This is a genomic window from Colwellia hornerae (genome assembly GCF_007954355.1).
Lineage (GTDB): Bacteria > Pseudomonadota > Gammaproteobacteria > Enterobacterales > Alteromonadaceae > Colwellia_A > Colwellia_A hornerae.
This window is the reverse complement of the sequence record NZ_VOLR01000002.1, coordinates 251,443-272,260: the sequence shown is the minus strand read 5'-3', so window position 1 is coordinate 272,260 and position 20,818 is coordinate 251,443. Positions and strand designations below refer to the sequence as shown.

Genomic DNA, 20,818 nt, shown 5'->3' with positions numbered 1-20,818 from the left:
TAATCACCTAAGATCAAACATCATATATTGACTGATGATGTTTGAGACGGACTCACAATTACAATATGGCAAGTGGCTAATGTCATTTATTATTTTATCTTGAATATCTAAAGGCAACAGCATTAACTGTTCAAGATAAAGATGTGCTTGAACTTCGTTATTATTATTAACGAAGTCCATCAGTCGACTTGCATGATTCTTCCAAATAACACTCATATACATTACCTCTGAAACTTAAATAACTTTATGCTCCTTTATTCATAAGCCATTCTAACGTTGATTAAGGATAAGCTTGGCTATGACATGATGCCCTCACTCCGTTAAGCTTAGTTTAAGTTTAGAGTATGGTAGCGGAAGGGTTATATGTTTTAGGAATTAAAACCCTTTGTTTGCAACCTTGTTTTATAAGTAATAGGTGTTTTAGCGCTAACCATGTGATGTTTCGAGGTATTTAAAATTTTACAAACACTGTAAAAAAAACATTAAGGTCAATTTAAATTTCTCCCTGTATTTTTTATCTCGATAAACGAGACGTTATCGCTTTATAAATAGTGTTTTACTAAATCGTAGACAATAAAAAACCAGTCTAGTGACTGGTTTTTTTAGTTTTAGCTAGCGGTAAAAATATACGCTACAAAGCCTATGGTTTAGTTGGACCTGCACCACTGTGACTTACCGCATTAGATACACTTGCCATTCTACCCGACGAAGCATGCTTGACACGATCTTCGCTAGCAACAAAGTCCGTAGGAACCTCGTTCATGGTGGTAATTGATTCTGTTTTAGTCATTGGCGCAGATGATTTACCTGGCTTACTACCTTTACTAGAAACTTTCCCTGCTTTCGAGCTCACTTTAGGGCTTGGTTTTCTCGAAATAACACGCTTTGGCTTTTCAACTGCAGTTTCAACTTCTTGCTCTGCAACTTGAGGTTCATCAAAAGGTAAATCTTGTTGAACTTCTGCTTTGCTTGTTTCAACTGTCGTTGTTTCAACGGTTGTTGTCTCAACAGTTGTTGTTTCTACAACCGTTGTTGCAACTACTGGCGTTTCATCTGCAGGTGTATCAACCGTGGTAGTTTCAACTACCGTTGTTTCAACTACTGGTGTCACAACAACCGTCGTTTCAACAACAGGCGTTTCAACAACAGGTGCTTCAACAACAGGTGCTTCAACAACCGTCGTTTCAACAACAGGCGTTTCAACAACAGGCGCTGCAACAACAGGCGCTGCAACAACAGGCGCTGCAACAACAGGTGCTGCAACAACAGGCGCTGCAACAACAGGCGCTTCAACAACAGGTGCTGCAACAACAGGCGCTGCAACAACAGGCGCTGCATCAACAGGTGCTGCATCAACAGGTGCTGCAACTACTGGCGTTTCAGGATATCTTGCTTCAACAGGGTCTTCACTAACTTCAGTTGTTACTGCTGCTGCGTTAACTTCAGTTGCCTGATTTTCAGCAGGCTGACGACGACGCTGTCCGTTAGAGCGTAAATGTCTAGGTGAACGACGGTTTCTAGGACGTTGTTCATCACTAGTTTTAGTCTCACTAAGCTCTGGCTGTGTTGCATCAGGTTGAGTGATAACGGTTTCTACTGTTAACGCTTCATCAATAGTAGCAGCTACTTGAGCATTTTCTTCTGCAGCTATTTTGTTTAATGTGGCGTTATTAACAACCGTTGAGTTTTCATCAACAATACGTACTTTTTTACTGTTGTTACGACGTTGACGACGTACTGTGGTTTTTTCTTCTTTGGGCTTAGCATTACGCTCTACAGGCGCTTTACGAGGCTGTTTATTCGGCTTGTTATCTTTATTTTCATTAATGTTATCTTTATTGTCATTAATGACTGGCTTGATATCAGCACGATCTTCATTTTGAGTATCATTACGCTTGTCGTTACGATTAACATTTCTGTTATCGTTGCGGTTTTCGTTACGATTATTATTGTTACGACGTTGACCTTGACGACCACGTTGCGGACGACGTTCACTGTTGTTGCTTTCAGGTTTCTTAACAGGTTCAACAACTTTAGGTGCAACTTCTTCTTCAGTAGCGAAGAGTGATTTACCCCACTTAATTAAACCATCAAATAAGCCCGCTGATTCTTTTACAGGTGCTACCGGTGCTACTGGTTTTACTGCGGTTAACGGTGCTGACTGCTTAGGTGAAGACATGCCTTGTAATGCTGGCTCGTCACGTTTAGCGGCTTGCTTATCAAATTTAGGCATTACGGCTTCTTCAACTGAAGCTTCAGTAATGGTTCTTTCGTAACTTGCCTCTTCAACACTTTCGTCGGTTCTTACTCTAATGACTTCATATTGAGGTGTGTCCATATGAGGATTAGGAATAATAAGAATATTAACGCTGTGATGTTTTTCAATATGAAATACTGAACGACGCTTTTCATTCAAAAGATAAGTCGCTACAGGAACAGGTACTTGAGCTTGTACATGTTGAGTATTTTCTTTAATGGCTTCTTCTTCCATTAAACGCAAAATAGACAAGGCTAATGATTCAACACTACGTACGTGTCCAGTACCATTACAACGAGGACAAACACCTTGGCTAGTTTCACCGATAGACGGGCGTAAACGTTGACGCGACATTTCTAATAAACCAAAACGAGAAATGCGACCTAATTGAATGCGAGCTCTGTCTTGTTTTACGGCATCACGCATGCGGTTTTCAACTTCACGTTGATGGCGCACAGGTGTCATGTCAATAAAATCAATGACCACTAAACCGCCCAAATCACGTAAACGTAATTGACGAGCAACTTCTTCAGCAGCTTCTAAGTTAGTGTTAAATGCGGTCTCTTCTATGTCACTACCTTTAGTTGCGCGGGCAGAGTTAACATCGATAGATGTCATCGCTTCAGTCGGGTCAATAACAATTGAACCACCAGAAGGAAGTCTTACTTCACGCTGAAACGCAGATTCGATTTGTGTTTCAATTTGGTAATGAGTAAAAAGAGGTACGTCGTTCGTGTAGAGTTTAATTTTACTTAAAAAATCAGGACGAACCACTTCGATGTGCTTTTTAACACTTTCGAATGTTTTCGGGCGATCAATTAATACTTCACCGATATCGCGACGTAAATAATCACGAATAGCACGAAGAATAACATTGGTTTCTTGATGAATTAGGAAAGGCGCTGGTTTAGTTTCTGCTGCTTCTGAAATGGCTTTCCAATGATGCAAAAGAACATTTAAATCCCAGTCTAATTCTTCATAGTCTTTACCTACACCAGCAGTGCGAACAATTAAGCCCATGCCTTTGGGTAATTCTAATTTGTTTAAAGAGGTTTTTAAATCGGTGCGTTCATCACCTTCAATGCGACGAGAAATACCACCAGCACGAGGATTATTTGGCATTAATACCAAGTAACTGCCAGCTAAACTGATGAAAGTCGTTAATGCCGCGCCTTTTTGGCCACGTTCTTCTTTATCAATTTGAACAATAACTTCTTGGCCTTCGCGCAAGACTTCTTTGATATTTGGACGACCCTGAAAGGTATAACCTTTAGGAAAATATTCGCGTGCGATTTCTTTCATCGGTAGGAAACCATGGCGTTCAGCACCATAGTCAACAAATGCAGCTTCTAGAGAGGGCTCTATACGCGTGATTTTTGCTTTATAAATATTTGATTTCTTTTGTTGATGACCAGGACTTTCGATATCTAAATCATAAAGTTGTTGACCATCGACAAGTGCTACACGTAACTCTTCCGATTGTGTAGCGTTAATTAACATACGTTTCATAGTTTTAGTGACTCATTTTAGTCACAACACTATAAGCTTCGAACACAAAGCAATTTATCGCTATGGTAACAGCAATTTGTCAGCCTCTCGGGTGTCATATCACAGCGCCATAGTGCGCTGTAAGCTGTTATTTAATCTGATTGTACTCTCAGGTGATGTTCACCCAAGAAAAATTGTTTCTTCATGCGCGCAGCAAATTGTGCTGTGCTCGATATTATCAAATTGATATTTGTTGAGCAGTTTGAAGTTCGGCGTTTTGGCTTACTATTCGGGTTGTTGCTCGATGGAAACTTATCTAATTTGGTTTATATCATTACAAAATAGCTTTCGTTGCGCGGGACTAAAATGTTTATGCCGTTTTTTGACTTGTTATTCAGGTCAATTCTTGCAATAGGCCGTTCGGTTAATGTGTCGTCGATAATAATTTATCGTGATAACGCACATTAATGTGGCCGCATTTTGCCTCTTACGTTTCGCTAAAAGCTTCTATTTTTTACCTTATTGTCTTAAATAAACAATAACGCCAAGATTATCCCACTTAATTGAGGCAAAAGGCAATTAAATCGGTGAGTTAATTACTCTAAAATGAAAATATATATGTTAAACTCGCTTTTATGAATGAAAATACAAAACCCCAAGTTCGATTTTATACAATCGATAGCGAAGACGCTGGTCAAAGAATAGATAACTTTTTATTAAAAACCCTAAAAGGCGTGCCGAAAAGCATGATTTATCGCCTACTAAGAAAAGGTGAGATAAGGGCTAATAAAAAACGGACTAAACCAGAATACAAAATTCAAGATGAGGATCTGATTCGTGTAGCACCCATTCGTATTTCTGAAAATACTAATGAAGTGTCAACTAAGTTAAATATTGTTGCTAACTTAGAAAAACAAATATTGTTTGAAGATGACCGTTTAATTGTTATTAACAAACCTTCTGGCATGGCAGTTCATGGTGGTAGTGGTTTAAGTTTCGGTTTAATTGAAGCCATGCGAGCTTTACGCCCCGACGCAAGAATGCTGGAACTTGTTCATCGACTTGATAGGGACACTTCAGGCTGCTTAGTTATTGCTAAAAAACGTTCAGCTTTACGTCACTTGCATGAGCAGTTACGTAATAAAACGGTGCAGAAATTTTATCATGCCTTAGTTAAGGGGCAATGGTCGACTAAATTAACCCGTGTAACGGAAGGCTTGAAAAAGAATGATTTAAAATCGGGTGAACGTGTCGTTGTTGTCGACAATATTAATGGTAAAGAATCAGAAACGCGTTTTAAAGTGTTAAAAAACTTTGAAAATGCCACCCTCATTCGCGCTTTTCCGGTCACCGGTCGTACTCACCAAATTCGTGTACATTGTCAAATTAAAGGGCACCCTATCGCTTGTGATTCAAAATACGGCTATGAAAACTTTGATGAAGACATGAGAAAGCTAGGCCTCAAACGTTTGTTTTTACATGCGGCGAGTATAGAGTTTACCCATCCAAGTACCGATGAAAGAATTAAAATAGAAGCACCGTTAGAGCATTCGTTACAAAATCTTCTGACAAAACTAAAGTAATTCCCCCCAGTGTGATACTGAAATAAATTTAGCATCATACTGTAATCTTCTATAGAGAACTAAACACTTATTCGCAACTAAGACCTAATCATTAAATGAATAATAGAGAAAATATGCATAACTACAAATTGGTGATTTTTGACTGGGACGGCACATTAATGGACTCTGTCGATCGTATTGTTTTCTCAATGCAAGCGACTGCCGTGGCATTATCACTTGCACCGCCAGCCTATCATCAAGCTAAACAAATTATTGGCTTAAGTTTACCTAAAGCGATCGCAACGTTATTTCCTGAGGCCAATGAAGAGCAGGTGCAATTATTAACGGCACAATATAAGCATCAATATGTTGAAGTAAATACCACGCCGACCCCTTTATTTGATCATGCGCTTGAATTATTAGTTAATTTAAAAAATGAAGGCAAGTTATTAGCAGTTGCGACAGGAAAAGCACGAGCAGGTTTACAACGTGTTTGGTTAGCGAGTGATACCGAGCACTTTTTCCATGCCTCTCGATGTGCTGATGAAAGCATTTCTAAACCTGATCCAGATATGATCAACAGTTTATTAGCAGAATTAAAGATTGAAAAGCATCAAGCGGTGATGATAGGCGATACTTCTTTTGATCTTGAAATGGCGCAAAGCGCAGGAATTGATAGTATCGGGGTTACTTATGGTGTCCACGATGAAGAAGTACTGTCAAAGTATCAACCGAAAGCGATTGTTGGCTCCTTGGCTCAATTACATCAACTCTTGTTAAATAGGGCGGTTAAAGGTTAACACTCATCGCTATTGTCATTAACTGTTTGCTCTTTAATTTGTTAATTAAAGAGCAAAGTATGTCATCGACAATTAAGCTAAGTTAACTTAGCTATTATATACACGGAGTAAACTACTGCTACTAGCGCTGTTATTTTTGCGCTTGTAATACATCTAAACCTTGCGCTTTAAGTAAACTAATCAGTCTAATTAACGGTAAACCTATTAAGGTATTAGGATCATCACCCTCAAGCTTTTCAAATAAGCAGATACCTAGTCCTTCACTTTTAAAACTCCCTGCGCAGTTATAAGGCTCCTCTGCATGCAAATAGGCGGTAATTTCTTGTGCAGACAGTTCTTTAAAGTGTACGGTAAACAATTCAACTACCGAGAGGCTTTTTCCTGTTGAACTATCGAACACACATAAACCGGTATGAAACTCTACTGCTTTGCCGCTAAAACTGCTCAGTTGTTTAAAGCCATTTTCAAAATTGTGCGGTTTACCTAATATCTTTCCTGCAGATAAAGCCACTTGATCCGAACCAATAATTAACGCATTGGGAAATTGACTGGCAACAGCCTTTGCTTTTTCTACGGCTAAACGTTCCACAAGTTCAATAGCTGTTTCATTCGTTAGTGCTGTTTCATCAACATTGGGTTTTGCACAATCAAAGGCTAAGTTTAACTTTTCTAAAATAATTTTTCGAAAAGGCGAGGTAGAAGCTAAAACTAATGTTTTCACAGTAATTACTCAAAATATAAACAGTTATACAATAATATGTGGGCTTTCTTTAATTTTTAAACAAAAATTGTTATTTTTCTTTTGACAGCAGGGGGCAAGCACATTAATATGCGCGCCTTATGCAAAATCTTAAACTCCCGATAATGATAAACCCCCGAAAGAGCGCCCAACGTAGGTTGGTGTGTGACGGCTTCTTTGAAGTGTCGGGGATGAACAGATTGCTTGAAGTGTGTACTCCATGCAATGAGCAGATGCAGGTTAATGTTAATTTTGATGTGGATGATCTCGGCTTGAATGTCATATCAGGAACAGGATCCGTATCAGTAGCATTAACTTGTCAGCGTTGTACTGAACCATTGATAATAGATTTGGATGTAGAGTTTACTCTTAGTCCTGCTAAAGATGATGAAGCCGCTGAAGCATTGCCGTCATATTATGACGCAATAGAATTAGATGAAAATGGTGAAGTTAACCTGCTAGAATTAGTGGAAGAAGAGTTATTACTCGCAATTCCATTAATTGCAATGCATGAGCCCAGTCAATGTCAGGCACCAGTTGACAGTGTATGGGGCGAATTGCCTGAAGAGCTTGAAAAACCAAACCCTTTTGATGTATTACAGAAATTTAAATAAACAATTTATTTAATTAATAACGATTAACCGATTTTTAGGAGTAGCTAATGGCAGTTCAAAAGAGCAAAAAGTCTCGTTCAAGACGTGGCATGCGCCGTTCACATGACGCAGTAACAACAGAAAACTTATCAGTAGATCCAGTATCTGGTGAAACACACCGTCGTCATCATGTAACAGCTGATGGCTTTTACAAAGGTGTTCAAGTAATCAACAAGTAAGCTGATTGCTTTGAAAAGTCTAACCATAGCGTTAGATGTTATGGGGGGCGATAAAGGCCCCCTTATAACAATTCCTGCTGCCGTTTTAGCAGTGAAAAACATTCCAGAACTTCATCTCATTCTTTGCGGTGATGTCAATATTATTAACGCTGAATTATCCAAACATCAGTGTGCTCAACATCCTCAACTAACCATTTTTCCAACCACTGAAATAGTGGCAATGGACGATAAACCTATTGTTGCTCTGCGTAACAAAAAAAATTCTTCAATGCGAAAGTCACTTGACCTAGTCCATGAAAATAAAGCACAAGCCTGTGTAAGTGCCGGCAATACCGGTGCACTCTTTTCAATGGCTCATTTCGTTCTGAAAACACTTGTTGGCGTTGAACGTCCGGCATTAATTTCTTCTCTACCCACCCATGACGAAAACAAACATGTCTTTATGCTCGACTTAGGCGCCAATGTTTTTTGTGACTCTAATGTTTTATATCAGTTTGCTGTCATGGGCTCTGTTATGGCTGAGCAAGTCGATGGCATTAAGTCGCCACGCATCGCTTTGTTGAATATGGGTGAGGAAGAAATGAAAGGTAGCGATCATATAAAACAAACTGCAGCAAAGTTAGCGCAAAACAGTGATATTAATTATATCGGCTTTGTCGAAGGTAATGATATTTTTACCAACAAAGCAGATGTGATTGTTTGTGATGGTTTTGTCGGTAATGTTGCGTTGAAAACCTGTGAAGGTGTTGCTCGTTTGGTCTATCAAAAAATGAATACTGTGCTATCACGCAACCTTTTTACCCGAATAGTTGGTCGATTATTGTCCTCAACGTTAAAAAAACTCTTTAAACCCCTGAACCCCGACCAGTATAACGGCGCAAGTCTGATAGGATTACGCGGTATTGTGGTCAAGAGTCATGGCGATGCCAGTTCAAAAGCTTTTTATATGGCAATATTAGAGGCGATAAAAGAAATTGAACGTCAAGTGCCAGAAAAAATAAAAGACAAACTTGAAAATGGTTTTGCTTGTGGTCGCAAATAAATTATTAGTATTGAGTTAACGTAAAGCGTATTTAAAGCATTATCTTTTTATCAAGAAAATAATCCATTAAGTATCATCAATACACCTTTAATTAAAACACAAATAAACATTAGGTAATAAAATGCAAAATAATTTAGCGTTTGTTTTTCCCGGTCAAGGTTCACAAACTGTTGGTATGTTAGCTGATTTTGCTGACAATGAAGTGGTACAAAATACTTTTTCAGAAGCGTCTGCTGCTTTAGGTTATAACCTTTGGCAATTAGTTGCGCAGGGCCCCGTTGAAAAGCTCAATCAAACAAACTTCACCCAACCGGCACTATTAACCGCCAGTGTGGCATTATGGCGTTTATGGGCATCTCAGTCTGCTTGTAAGCCGGCAATGTTAGCTGGCCACAGTTTAGGGGAATATTCAGCATTAGTTTGTGCCGGTGTTATCTCTTTAGCTGAAGGTGTTAAGTTAGTCGAAAAACGTGGTGAATTTATGCAAGCTTCTGTACCCGAGGGCGTCGGTGCTATGGCGGCCATTATTGGTCTTGACGATCAAGCGATTATTGATGCCTGTGAACAAGCACAAAATAATGAGGTCGTTGCCGCCGTTAATTTTAACTCGCCAGGACAAGTCGTTATTGCCGGTCATAAAGCCGCGGTAGAACGTGCCGGTGTCTTATGTAAAGAAGCGGGGGCAAAACGCGTGCTACCTTTACCCGTAAGCGTGCCATCGCATTGTGCATTGATGAAAGATGCAGCTGACAAGCTCGCTGAAGCATTTAATAATATCACTTTTAATACGCCACAAATTCCGGTGGTAAATAATGTTGATGTTGTTGCAGAAACAGATGTTGAAGCAATAAAATTAGCCTTAATAAAACAATTATACAGTCCAGTACGTTGGACAGAAACGATTGAGCTACTAGCGAAGAACGGTGTTTCACTCGTTGTAGAAGCTGGTCCAGGTAAAGTGTTACTAGGGTTAATTAAACGTATCGACAAAACAATCACCAGTGTTTCAGTTAATGATCAAGCATCATTAACTAAAGCATTAGAAACAATTAAATAGGGTAAATTATGTTTTCTTTTGAAGGAAAAGTCGTCTTAGTTACTGGCGCAAGTCGCGGTATTGGCAAAGCTATTGCAAGCCAATTTAAAGCGTTGGGTGCAACGGTATTAGGTACGGCAACATCAGCACATGGCGCTGATAACATTAGTGAATATTTAGGCGAAGGTCATGGTTTGGTGCTTAACGTTACTGACAATGACTCCATTGCTGCTATGTTTGTAGCGATCAAAGAAAATCACGGTGGCATTGATATTTTAGTCAATAATGCTGGTATTACGCGTGATAATTTATTTATGCGAATGAAAGATGATGAATGGCAAGATATTATTGATACTAATCTTTCATCCGTGTTTAAAATCAGTAAAGCGGTTATTCGCGCTATGATGAAAAAACGCCATGGCCGCATTATTAATATTGGCTCAGTAGTAGGCACTATGGGCAATGCAGGGCAAGTAAATTATGCAACCGCAAAAGCTGGATTGATTGGTTTTACAAAATCATTAGCGCGTGAGGTTGCATCTCGTGGCATAACTGTTAATACTGTGTCGCCGGGATTTATCGATACCGATATGACACAAACCTTAACAGATGAGCAAAAAGAAGGTATTTTTTCTCAAGTACCGGCAAATCGCTTAGGTAAGCCTGAAGAAATTGCTAACGCAGTTGTTTTTCTAGCTTCCGATGGCGCAGCATATATTACCGGCGAAACATTGCATGTAAACGGCGGTATGTATATGGTTTAATTCGTTGGCTTAGTATTATTGAGCCAACAAATTGAACAAATTTAGAGCAGTCAACAGGTTAGACCAGACGAAAATTAAAATTAGAAGCTTGCAAGCTAGGCTGTTGACGAATAAACTACACACAATTATGAAAAATTATATTTTTTAGAAAGGAAAAAAAATGAGTACTATTGAAGAACGCGTAAGAAAAATTACAGTTGAACAATTAGGTGTAAGTGAAGAAGAAGTTAAAATTAGCTCTTCTTTTGTTGACGACCTAGGTGCTGACTCTTTAGACACTGTTGAATTAGTCATGGCGTTAGAAGAAGAATTTGATACTGAAATTCCAGATGAAGAAGCTGAAAAAATCACAACTGTTCAAGCAGCTGTTGATTACGTAACTGCTAACCAATAATTACAACATAATTATTGATTTTCAGTTGCTGGTTTTAAAGCCAGGCTTTTAAATGAGAATTTAATGTACACATTCAGGCGGTTTTTACCGCCTGTTTTTTTATCTACGATTTATGTTTGTTACGTTCTCAGCATGAGAATATAACGACTTCCTATCCTTTATAAACTCTTAGCGGAGGCACATAGTCATGAGACGCGTTGTTGTTACCGGTCTTGGTATGTTAAGCCCTTTGGGCAACTGTCCTGAATCTACTTGGCAAAATTTACTGCTGGGTAAAAGTGGTATTAGTAATATTGAACATTTTGATACCTCTGTATACACCACCAAGTTTGCAGGTTTAATTAAAAACTTTAATGCAGAAAATTATATTGCACGAAAAGAAGCCAAGAAAATGGATCTTTTTATTCAATATGGTGTTGCCGCAGGTGCACAGGCTTTTAAAGACTCAGGTCTTGAAGTTGATGATATAAACACCCATAGAATTGGTGTTGCTGTTGGCGCGGGTATTGGCGGCCTAGGATTAATTGAAGAAAACGTCGAGAAAATGCTTAATGCAGGTCCTCGTAAGTTATCACCATTTTTTGTGCCTTCCACCATCATCAATATGATTTCTGGTCACTTGTCGATGATGCATGGCTTAAGAGGCCCTAATATTTCTATTGCGACTGCTTGTACAAGTGGTGTGCATAATATTGGTCATGCAGCTCGCATGATAGCTTACGGTGATGCTGATGCTATGTTAGCGGGTGGAGCTGAAAAAGCTTCAACACGAACTGGCATTGGCGGTTTTGGTGCTGCACGCGCGTTATCAACGCGTAATGATGCACCAGAGCAAGCTTCACGTCCTTGGGATAAAGACCGCGATGGTTTTGTCTTGGGCGATGGTGCGGGTGTTTTAGTACTCGAAGAGTATGAACATGCCAAAGCGCGTGGTGCAAAAATTTATTCAGAGCTGGTTGGCTTTGGCATGAGTGCTGATGCTTACCATATGACCTCACCACCTGCCAATGGCGAAGGTGGCGCGCGCGCGATGATTAATGCGATTAATGACGCAAAAGTTGACCAAAGTAAAATTGGTTATATTAATGCTCATGGTACATCAACACCCGCAGGTGATATTGCCGAAACCAACGCAGTAAAATCGGTCTTTGGCGACAATGCTTATAAACTGATGATGGGTTCTACAAAGTCAATGACCGGTCATTTGTTGGGCGCAGCAGGTGCGGTTGAAACTATTTTTACGGTGCAAGCCTTAATGAATAATGTGGTACCGCCGACAATAAACTTAGATAATCCCAGCGAAGGTTGTGATCTAGATTATATTGCCCATACGGCACGTGATGTCAATTTAGAATATGCTTTATGTAATTCTTTTGGCTTTGGTGGCACGAACGGTTCATTAATCTTTAAAAAAGTTTAAGCGCTATAAGCGAGAAATATCATCAACTAAACCTTGCAGTTAATTGTTTAAGCCTGAATACTAGTCATCAGTATTCAGGCTTTTTTATTTCTAATGAAACCCAATATGTATTATCAAAGTATTAATGGCCAAGCAGAGCAACACCTTTCAATCAATAACCGTGGTTTAGCTTATGGCGACGGCGTTTTTACTACTGCGAAAGTGCTCGATGGTAAAGTTGAACAATTAGCTGCCCATATTGAACGATTAACAACAAGCTGCGAAACGCTCAATATTGCCTTGCCAGATATGACTACAGTTACTAATGAATTAATAACTGTAGCTAAGCGTTATAGGTTGTCGGTGGCAAAAGTGATTATAACGGCAGGTGATGGTGGGCGAGGATATTCTCGACAAGGCTGCCAAACAAGTAACGTTATTATTACTTTTCACCCTTTTCCTGAACATTATGCTGGCCTGCAACAACAAGGTCTTCACTTGGGCGTATCTTCATTGCAATTAGGTATAAGTCCTTTACTCTCAGGGATAAAACACCTTAATCGTCTTGAGCAAGTGCTTATACGCCAGGAAGTCGATAATCGAGCGGAAGATGATTTATTAGTACTGAATTATTTTGATAATATTGTTGAGGCGAGTGCGGCGAATGTCTTTTGGCTGAAAAATAAAACTTGGTACACACCAGAATTAAAGGAGTCAGGTGTCGACGGGTTAATGCGTAATCATATCTTACAGACTACGGGTAATTATTGTAAAATTGAGATCGTTAACGTAAAACTTGCTGCGCTTGTTAATATTGAAGCGATGTTTATTTGCAACAGTGTTATGGGTATTATGCCGGTTAGACAATTTCAACATCAAAAATTAGCATTAATGCCTTGTCGTGATATGGCTAAGTTTATTGAGGATATTAGCTAAAAATGAAAAAAATTAAGATAATATTTGCTGTGTTGTTTATCACTGTGGTGATGTTAAGCGCCTCGTTGGTTGCCTATACCTTTTATCAAATGAAACAGCCGCTTAATATTTCAAGCACCCAACTATTAACCATTAAAGATGGTACCTCGTTTAGTCGCTTTTCAGAACAACTGATCAAAGAAGGCTGGCTTAATACTCGCTTTTGGATGCGTAATTATGTTCGACTTAAGCCCGAGTATGCGAATATAAAAGCCGGTACTTATCAAATTAATAAAGATATTTCTGTTGAGGGTTTATTGGTGCAATTAGTTGCCGGTAAAGAGCATCAATTTACCGTGACTTTTATTGAAGGAACAACCTTTAAGGAATGGTTAGTGCAGTTAAGTGAAACGGATAACCTAGTGCATACCCTGCAGCAATCTTCGGTGGCCGATATCGCGAGTAAACTTAATATTGAACACGTTAATCCCGAAGGGCTGTTCTACCCAGAAACTTACGCGTTTACTGCCGGTACTACCGATATAGAATTGTTAAAACGTGCTCAACAACAAATGTTCGTTGAATTAAATCTAGCTTGGCAGAATCGCGCAGAACCTTTACCTTATAAAAATAAGTATCAAGCGTTGATTATGGCGTCGATAATTGAAAAGGAAAGTGGTAAAAATGCTGAACATGGCATTATTTCATCGGTATTTGTTAACCGTTTAAACAAAAAGATGCGTTTGCAAACCGACCCAACTGTTATTTATGGTTTAGGTGAACGTTACCAAGGAGACATCAAATATCGTCACTTGCGCGAGAAAACACCCTATAATACTTACCGAATTAATGGTTTGCCACCTACACCTATCGCTATGCCCGGTAAAAGTGCCATACATGCCGCGTTAAACCCATTAACAACAGATTATTTATATTTTGTCAGTAACGGCAATGGTCAGCATATCTTTTCGACTAATTTAAAAGACCATAATGCGGCTGTCACAAAATATCAGTTAAACTAAAAATCGATAAGAAGTATAAAATGAATAAAGGTCAATTTATTGTCATTGAAGGTATTGAAGGCGCTGGGAAATCTTCAGCTATTTCGGTGGTTAAAAAAGTACTCACCGAGCATGGCATTGATTTTATTAATACCAGAGAGCCTGGTGGCACCCCTTTAGCGGAGTCATTGCGTGACATTGTGAAGTCTGCCGATCACCAAGAGATATTGACGCAAGAAACTGAGTTATTATTGATGTACGCTAGCCGCAGTCAGCTAATGGCGAATCGAATTCTTCCAGCATTAGAAAAAGGTCAATGGGTTATCGGTGACCGCCATGATTTAAGCTCAAGGGCCTATCAAGGTGGTGGCAGACAATTTAACGATGAACTTATGGACACGATTGCCCAAGTTACCTTAAAGGGCTTTAAACCGCAGTTAACACTCTATTTAGATATATCTCCTGAGTTAGGTTTAGCAAGAGCGCAAGCTCGAGGGGCATTGGATCGTATCGAATTAGAAAAAATAGAATTCTTTCATCGCGTCCGTAATAAATATCTGGAAATTGCCTTAGCCGATGAAACGATTAAAATTATTGATGCCAGTGCGCCTATACCTGTTGTACATAATAATATTCGCTTAGCGGTAAACGAATTTTTGAAAAATCATTAATGGCTATCACCGTTAGTAGGAAACACTAATGCACAGTTGGTTAGAGCAACAGCAACTTTTGTTATCAAAGCAAATAACGCAAATAAAATTACCGCATGCCATTTTGATCAATGGTGTTGAAGGCGCGGGTAAAAGTGATCTTTCGCTGTGGCTTATTCAGGTTTTGTCTTGTGCTAAACCCCAAAATTCGCAGGGTATTATCTTAGCGTGTAAAGTCTGTAAGGCGTGCCTACTGCATAAAAGTCATACTTACCCAGACCATTTACTTATTGAAAGTGGCGGAAAAAGTATTGGTGTTGATCAAGTTAGACAAGCGAGTCGTTTTTTCGAAAAAACAGCGCAAATAGGTCATTGTAAAACGACATTAATCACCGCAGCACATCATATGACTATCTCTGCGGCCAATGCCTTATTAAAAACCCTCGAAGAACCTAATGCTAATAACTATATTGTTTTATTAACCTCTGAAGTTGAAACGTTATTACCGACCATTATTAGTCGTTGTTATGTTATTGATATTAGGCCGCCGGTTGGTGAAAAGTTATTAGCTGAGCTTAAACAATCGGGTAGCGACCCTTTTGTTAATTTGAGTCACTTAAAAGAACTCTCTGATAGTTTTGTTAATGACCAATACCAAAATTTTGAGAGCTGTTTCTTTAACTTCTTGCAAAATAAAACCATTAAACGCAGTGAAATATTAAGTTTACTGGTTGATAACACCAATAGCGTTCGCTGGTTAGAAAAAGTCATGGTTAACTTGATGCGCCAACAATATAATTGGTTAAAAGGCGACATTATTTTGAATGAGCAGGTAATATGGTCAATATATCAATTAGTTTTGTCTGCTATTAAACAACTTAAATTGTTAATGCAGGCAAATAGACAGTTTATTTTTGAAAAGCTACTCGTTGATATAACAGCGGTTATCGAAGATAAAAACAGATAAAAAGTGTGAGCGAATAGCAGGCAGTATCAGCCCAATTTATTTTTGAAAAGCTACTCGTTGATATAACAGCGGTTATCGAAGATAAAAACAGATAAAAAGTGTGAGCGAATAGCAGGCAGTATCAGCCCAGTTTATTTTTGAAAAGCTACTCGTTGACATAACAGCCGTTCTCGAAGATAAATAGATAAAAACAGATAAAAAGTGTGAGCTAATAGCAGGCAGTATCAGCCCAATTCATTTTTGAAAAGCTACTCGTTGACATAACAGCCGTTCTCGAAGATAAATAGAAGAAAAATAAGATTATAATAACTAGCTCACAAGATAATTTTTGAGGAATAACAATGAACCAATTTAGCTTAGAATTTTTATCTGACAGAGAATTATATCAATACTATATGCCCTTTGTTAAAAATGGCGGGCTATTTGTTCGCAGTCCTGAGCAGTTTAATTTGGGCGACGAAGTAATACTTGAAGTCACTTTGCCTGACGCCTTAGAGGCATCAAGTGTTATTGGTAAAGTGTGCTGGTTAACACCGATAGGCGCTCAAAATGGTACACCAGCGGGTATTGGTGTTAGTTTTGAAGAAGATAATGATAATGTGCGCAACCAAATTGAAAAGTTGATAGGGCGCTTGTTGAGCTCTTCAGAGCCAACATTATCAATGTAGAATTTTGTTTTAATTAAAAAATTATTGGAGAAAGTTGTTTGTTTATAGATTCACATTGCCACTTAGATAGGCTTGATTTAACCGAGTTTGATGGCGAATTAGACAATGTATTAAAAGCGGCCGCTGACGCTCAAGTAGACGAAATTTTATGTGTTAGCGTAACCTTAGCCGAATTTCCTAGCATGGTAGAAAAAACCGCTAAATATGATAATGTTTGGTTGTCATGTGGCGCTCACCCATTAAATCAAGATGACTTAATTGATCAAGAAGAGCTTGCCCGTTTATCACAAACAGACAAAGTTATTGCGATTGGTGAAACCGGCTTAGACTATTTTTATGCTCCTGAAACTAAAGCGGTGCAGCTCGATTCTTTTCGCAAGCATGTCCGTGTTGCTAATCAATTAAATAAACCGTTAATTATTCATACCCGTGATGCTCAGCAAGACACCTTGGATATTCTGCGTGAAGAAAATGCGGCGAATGTTGGTGGTATATTACATTGCTTTACCGAAACTTGGGATATGGCAGAACAAGCGATTGACCTTGGCTTTTATATTTCATTTTCTGGCATCGTTACTTTTAAGAATGCCAGTGAATTACGTGAAGTTGCTAAACTTGTACCCGATGATCGATTTTTAATTGAAACTGATGCGCCATATTTAGCGCCGGTTCCACATCGAGGTAAGCAAAATCAACCCGCTTATGTAGTTGATGTCGCTAAATTTTTAGCAAGTGTGCGTGGCCAGTCAGTTGAAACGATAGCCGAGCTTTCAACAGCAAATTTCAAACGACTTTTTAAGTTAAAATAAAGACAAAAAAGTGCCCGAAACTATTGCTAGTTCGGGCCCAAGGGAATGGCTCGTAAAACATGAGCCGTGCGCTAATAAACACTATTTACATCGATAAGAATCAGTAAAATAAAAATGAAAAACCGCGAGCAATTGATTAATATTTACACTGTGAGATTAATTGTAGTGTAAAGTTTTTTAAAAGCTAATTTAATTTTTATTTATTATAAATTACTGATAAACAGCTTATAAATGACATTTTTAAATGGTGTTATATTTTAGCGATTAAAAATAACACCGCTAATGTGCCGTTATTTCTCTCCGCTTGTCCACAAGCGCATTTGACTGTAATTACTGCTGGTAATATGTCATGATAATTTCATTATCTATGACTAATAAGATTATCTTTGTGTTAAATCGTTTGTGGATCAGTTTCTTCTTTATTGCTTTTGGCTCAGCGCTTTATCAATGGTTTTTTCTTGATAATCTTTTAATCTTTGAAGAACTCGTGCAAGCGCTTTTTTCAATGTCAAAAGTGACCGTTGACATTGCTATTGGCTTAATTGGTATTTTAAGCTTCTGGTTAGGCATGATGAAAATTGCTGAAAACGCCGGTTTAATGGATAAGCTTGCGCGCGCTATTTCCCCGTTATTCACCCGCTTAATGCCAGGTGTCCCTAAAGGTCATCCGGCGATAGCTTCTATGACGATGAATTTATCGGCTAACTTTTTGGGTTTAGACAATGCTGCAACACCGCTTGGCTTAAAAGCCATGCAAGATCTTCAGCAATTAAACCCCAAAAAAGATACCGCGACCAATGCGCAAATATTATTCCTGGTGTTAAATACGTCAAGCGTTACGCTTTTTCCAGTGGCGGTGTTTGTTTATCGCGCCCAACAAGGTGCCGCTAGTCCAACCGATGTCTTTGTCCCTATTATATTGGCAACCTTTGCTTCAACTTTCGCTGGCTTATTAGCGGTAGCAACAGTGCAAAAAATTAAGTTATATAACTCAATTATTTTACTCTATTTATCTGCAGCGATCGCTTTAGTGGGCGGTTTAGTGGTGTATTTTTCGATGCTTACCTCACAGGCACTTGCCGAGCAGTCGTCATTTTTAGGCAATTTTTTAATTTTTTTGACCTTAATTATTTTTATTTTTGCAGCGGTTCGAAAAAAAGTCGATGTTTACGACAGCTTTATAGAAGGCGCTAAAGAAGGTTTCGACACCAGTATTAAACTTATTCCTTATTTACTGGCGATGTTAGTCGCTATTGGCGTCTTTCGTGCCAGTGGTGCATTAATGCTGATTGTCGACAGTTTTAGGGAGTTAGTGATGTTTTTAGGCTTTGATACCCGCTTTGTTGATGCGATGCCTACGGCGTTAATGCAACCGTTAAGTGGCTCTGGCGCAAGAGCTATGATGATTGAAACCATGAAAACTCATGGTGCTGATTCTTTTGCCGGTCGATTAGCGTCAATTTTTCAAGGATCTACAGAAACAACTTTTTACGTATTAGCTGTTTATTTTGGCTCAGTAGGTATTCGATATAGTCGACATGCCATTGCCTGTGGCTTACTTGCTGATTTAGCTGGAATTAGTGCTGCAATAGCGGTTTGCTACTGGTTTTTTGGTTAGTCTCCTCATCCTCTATGTTTAATTTAATAAGCAGATTGTCGACAATTATACTTTAGTCTACTTGACTTTTACGCTGTGTGCTTTAGTATAATTTTTAAATTCGGTAAATGTCGACAATTGTATTGCTAAGGCACTTATGATGTTAAGGCACTTATGATGTTAAGGCACTTACACGGTTAAGACAATTATGGCGCTAGCATACTTATGGCATTAGACAACCCAACCTTACAAAAAGCAGTGACCACTGCAGATAAAGTTTTTTATGCAATACTTCACGCTATTGTTGACGGCAAAATAGCCGCAGGCAGTAAAATTAGTGAACCCGGGTTAGCTAAGCAATATGAAATCAGCCGCTCTACTTTGCGAGAAGCACTCAATCGTTTAGAAAAATGTCATTTAATTGAGCGTAAAGCTAATGTTGGCTCTAGAGTTGTTGATTGCACCATCGAAGGTTTATTAGAGATATACGTGGTACGTGAAGCGCTTGAAGGCATGGCTTGTCGAGAAGCCGCAATCAACATGAGCGATGATGAAATAGCCGAAATGCAAGATATGCTCGCTCAACATGCCAATGCACAAGATCTTATCGATGGTGTTGCTTATTATCAAGAAGAGGGCGACTTAGACTTTCACTATAAAGTGATTTTAGGTAGCCATAATCAACAATTAATCAATATTCTCTGTGGGCAGCTTTACCACTTAGTACGCATGTACCGTATTCAATTTGGCATGCACAGCCCACGGGCGACTCGTGCCTTTGAAGAACATTCAAATATTATTCAAGCGATTTGTGACCGAGATGGCGAACTCGCTGAAATTTTGATGAGGCGTCATATTGCCGCATCAAGAAAAAATATCGAAAAGAAAATAGCGCTACAAAATAGCGCAACACAATAAATAAAAGTAAACCAAGAGAAGTTATTTTAACAAATAGCACGACAATTATTTAACGACAACTAAGAGGAAACCCTATGTCTACGCAACTTTCACCAGGCGCTAAATTCCGTCAAGCACTAGTAAACAACAAACCTTTACAAGTAGTGGGTACTATCAACGCTTATTGCGCGATGATGGCTGAGCAATTAGGTCACCAAGCGATTTACCTTTCAGGTGGTGGTGTTGCCAATGCTTCATATGGTTTACCAGATTTAGGTATGACGTCATTAAATGATGTTATTGCTGATGTACAACGTATTACTTCTGCTTCAAGTTTACCTTTGCTGGTTGATATAGATACCGGTTGGGGTGGCGCGTTTAATATCGCTAAAACTATTCGCGATATGGAAAAAGCCGGCGCAGCCGCGGTTCATCTCGAAGACCAGGTGGCGCAGAAACGTTGCGGACATCGTCCAAATAAAGAAATTGTTTCAACCCAAGAAATGGTTGACCGTATTAAAGCGGCTGTAGATGCGCGTATTGATAAAGACTTCTTTATCATGGCTCGTACCGATGCTTTTGCTCAAGAAGGCTTAGCAGCAGCACTTGAAAGAGCTAAAGCTTATGTTGCAGCCGGTGCTGATGGTATTTTCGCTGAAGCGGTTAAAACAGAAGAACATTATCGCGCCTTTACCGAAGCGTTAGATGTGCCAGTGCTCGCTAACATTACCGAATTTGGCCAAACCGAATTGTGGAACAAAGCGCAACTAGGTGAGTGGGGTTGTGCGATGGTACTTTACCCATTATCAGCATTTCGTGCGATGAATAAAGCGGCTGAGTCGGTTTACAAAACCTTACTTGATGATGGTGATCAAAAAGCTGAAATCGACAATATGCAAACGCGTATGGATTTATACGATTACTTGGGTTACCACGACTATGAGCAAAAGCTTGATGCTTTGTTCACTGAAGGCAAAAATAAGTAACAGATATTATAATAA

At 39.0% G+C, this 20,818-nt stretch carries 21 protein-coding genes; 18 read left to right on the top strand and 3 right to left on the bottom strand.

Features of this window, described 5'->3' with window-relative positions:
- Positions 1-3 precede the first annotated feature (3 nt).
- Together ESZ26_RS02260 and rne are read right to left on the bottom strand one after the other, a co-directional pair.
- The gene (locus tag ESZ26_RS02260; RefSeq protein ID WP_146797055.1) at positions 4-216 is read right to left on the bottom strand and encodes a hypothetical protein; all 213 of its coding nucleotides are present in this window, start codon (positions 214-216) and stop codon (positions 4-6) included.
- A gap of 424 nt (positions 217-640) precedes the next feature.
- Positions 641-3,766 (bottom strand): ribonuclease E, encoded by a 3,126-nt coding sequence (rne, locus tag ESZ26_RS02255; RefSeq protein WP_190278365.1) that lies wholly within the window; start codon positions 3,764-3,766, stop codon positions 641-643.
- Between the two features lie 614 nt (positions 3,767-4,380).
- On the opposite strand from rne, the gene rluC reads away from it, so the two are divergent.
- Together rluC and ESZ26_RS02245 are read left to right on the top strand one after the other, a co-directional pair.
- Entirely contained in the window at positions 4,381-5,328 is a 948-nt protein-coding gene (gene rluC / locus ESZ26_RS02250) for a 23S rRNA pseudouridine(955/2504/2580) synthase RluC (RefSeq protein WP_070376494.1), read from the top strand.
- A 113-nt stretch (positions 5,329-5,441) separates the two neighbouring features.
- Positions 5,442-6,107, top strand: coding sequence for an HAD-IA family hydrolase (locus ESZ26_RS02245; protein WP_146797058.1), 666 nt, complete (start codon positions 5,442-5,444; stop codon positions 6,105-6,107).
- A gap of 130 nt (positions 6,108-6,237) precedes the next feature.
- Here the strand turns inward: ESZ26_RS02245 and ESZ26_RS02240 are convergent, their stop codons facing one another.
- The gene (locus tag ESZ26_RS02240; RefSeq protein WP_146797061.1) at positions 6,238-6,828 is read right to left on the bottom strand and encodes a Maf family protein; all 591 of its coding nucleotides are present in this window, start codon (positions 6,826-6,828) and stop codon (positions 6,238-6,240) included.
- 119 nt (positions 6,829-6,947) lie between these two features.
- Between ESZ26_RS02240 and yceD the strand changes: the two genes are divergently transcribed.
- The 16 genes from yceD (at position 6,948) to prpB (ending at position 20,803) form a co-directional block, all read left to right on the top strand.
- Positions 6,948-7,460, top strand: coding sequence for a 23S rRNA accumulation protein YceD (gene yceD / locus ESZ26_RS02235; protein WP_146797064.1), 513 nt, complete (start codon positions 6,948-6,950; stop codon positions 7,458-7,460).
- A gap of 47 nt (positions 7,461-7,507) precedes the next feature.
- Positions 7,508-7,678, top strand: a complete 171-nt coding sequence (gene rpmF, locus ESZ26_RS02230) for a 50S ribosomal protein L32 (protein WP_070376498.1) — start codon at positions 7,508-7,510, stop codon at positions 7,676-7,678.
- A 40-nt stretch (positions 7,679-7,718) separates the two neighbouring features.
- On the top strand, positions 7,719-8,720 hold the full coding sequence (gene plsX, locus ESZ26_RS02225; protein WP_244947066.1) for a phosphate acyltransferase PlsX: 1,002 nt from the start codon (positions 7,719-7,721) through the stop codon (positions 8,718-8,720).
- Positions 8,721-8,841: 121 nt separating this feature from the next.
- Entirely contained in the window at positions 8,842-9,777 is a 936-nt protein-coding gene (fabD, locus tag ESZ26_RS02220; protein ID WP_146797071.1) for an ACP S-malonyltransferase, read from the top strand.
- 8 nt (positions 9,778-9,785) lie between these two features.
- Positions 9,786-10,520, top strand: coding sequence for a 3-oxoacyl-ACP reductase FabG (fabG, locus tag ESZ26_RS02215; RefSeq protein ID WP_146797074.1), 735 nt, complete (start codon positions 9,786-9,788; stop codon positions 10,518-10,520).
- A gap of 160 nt (positions 10,521-10,680) precedes the next feature.
- A complete protein-coding gene (gene acpP, locus ESZ26_RS02210; protein WP_070376501.1) occupies positions 10,681-10,914 on the top strand; it encodes an acyl carrier protein in 234 nt (77 codons plus the stop codon).
- A gap of 181 nt (positions 10,915-11,095) precedes the next feature.
- Entirely contained in the window at positions 11,096-12,334 is a 1,239-nt protein-coding gene (gene fabF / locus ESZ26_RS02205; RefSeq protein ID WP_190278373.1) for a beta-ketoacyl-ACP synthase II, read from the top strand.
- Positions 12,335-12,427: 93 nt separating this feature from the next.
- The gene (gene pabC, locus ESZ26_RS02200; protein WP_146797080.1) at positions 12,428-13,249 is read left to right on the top strand and encodes an aminodeoxychorismate lyase; all 822 of its coding nucleotides are present in this window, start codon (positions 12,428-12,430) and stop codon (positions 13,247-13,249) included.
- Between the two features lie 2 nt (positions 13,250-13,251).
- Positions 13,252-14,250, top strand: coding sequence for an endolytic transglycosylase MltG (mltG, locus tag ESZ26_RS02195; RefSeq protein WP_146797083.1), 999 nt, complete (start codon positions 13,252-13,254; stop codon positions 14,248-14,250).
- A 20-nt stretch (positions 14,251-14,270) separates the two neighbouring features.
- Positions 14,271-14,900: a dTMP kinase gene (tmk, locus tag ESZ26_RS02190; RefSeq protein WP_146797086.1), complete on the top strand. Its 630-nt coding sequence runs from the start codon at positions 14,271-14,273 to the stop codon at positions 14,898-14,900.
- Between the two features lie 28 nt (positions 14,901-14,928).
- Positions 14,929-15,846: a DNA polymerase III subunit delta' gene (locus ESZ26_RS02185; protein WP_146797089.1), complete on the top strand. Its 918-nt coding sequence runs from the start codon at positions 14,929-14,931 to the stop codon at positions 15,844-15,846.
- A gap of 341 nt (positions 15,847-16,187) precedes the next feature.
- Positions 16,188-16,514: a PilZ domain-containing protein gene (locus ESZ26_RS02180; RefSeq protein WP_146797092.1), complete on the top strand. Its 327-nt coding sequence runs from the start codon at positions 16,188-16,190 to the stop codon at positions 16,512-16,514.
- A 38-nt stretch (positions 16,515-16,552) separates the two neighbouring features.
- Complete coding sequence (locus tag ESZ26_RS02175; RefSeq protein ID WP_146797095.1) at positions 16,553-17,323, top strand: TatD family hydrolase; 771 nt, start codon at positions 16,553-16,555, stop codon at positions 17,321-17,323.
- Positions 17,324-17,711: 388 nt separating this feature from the next.
- Positions 17,712-18,941 (top strand): nucleoside recognition domain-containing protein, encoded by a 1,230-nt coding sequence (locus ESZ26_RS02170; protein WP_146797592.1) that lies wholly within the window; start codon positions 17,712-17,714, stop codon positions 18,939-18,941.
- A gap of 204 nt (positions 18,942-19,145) precedes the next feature.
- Positions 19,146-19,838, top strand: a complete 693-nt coding sequence (locus ESZ26_RS02165; protein ID WP_146797098.1) for a GntR family transcriptional regulator — start codon at positions 19,146-19,148, stop codon at positions 19,836-19,838.
- A 74-nt stretch (positions 19,839-19,912) separates the two neighbouring features.
- Entirely contained in the window at positions 19,913-20,803 is an 891-nt protein-coding gene (gene prpB / locus ESZ26_RS02160) for a methylisocitrate lyase (protein WP_146797101.1), read from the top strand.
- The last annotated feature ends 15 nt before the right edge of the window (positions 20,804-20,818 follow it).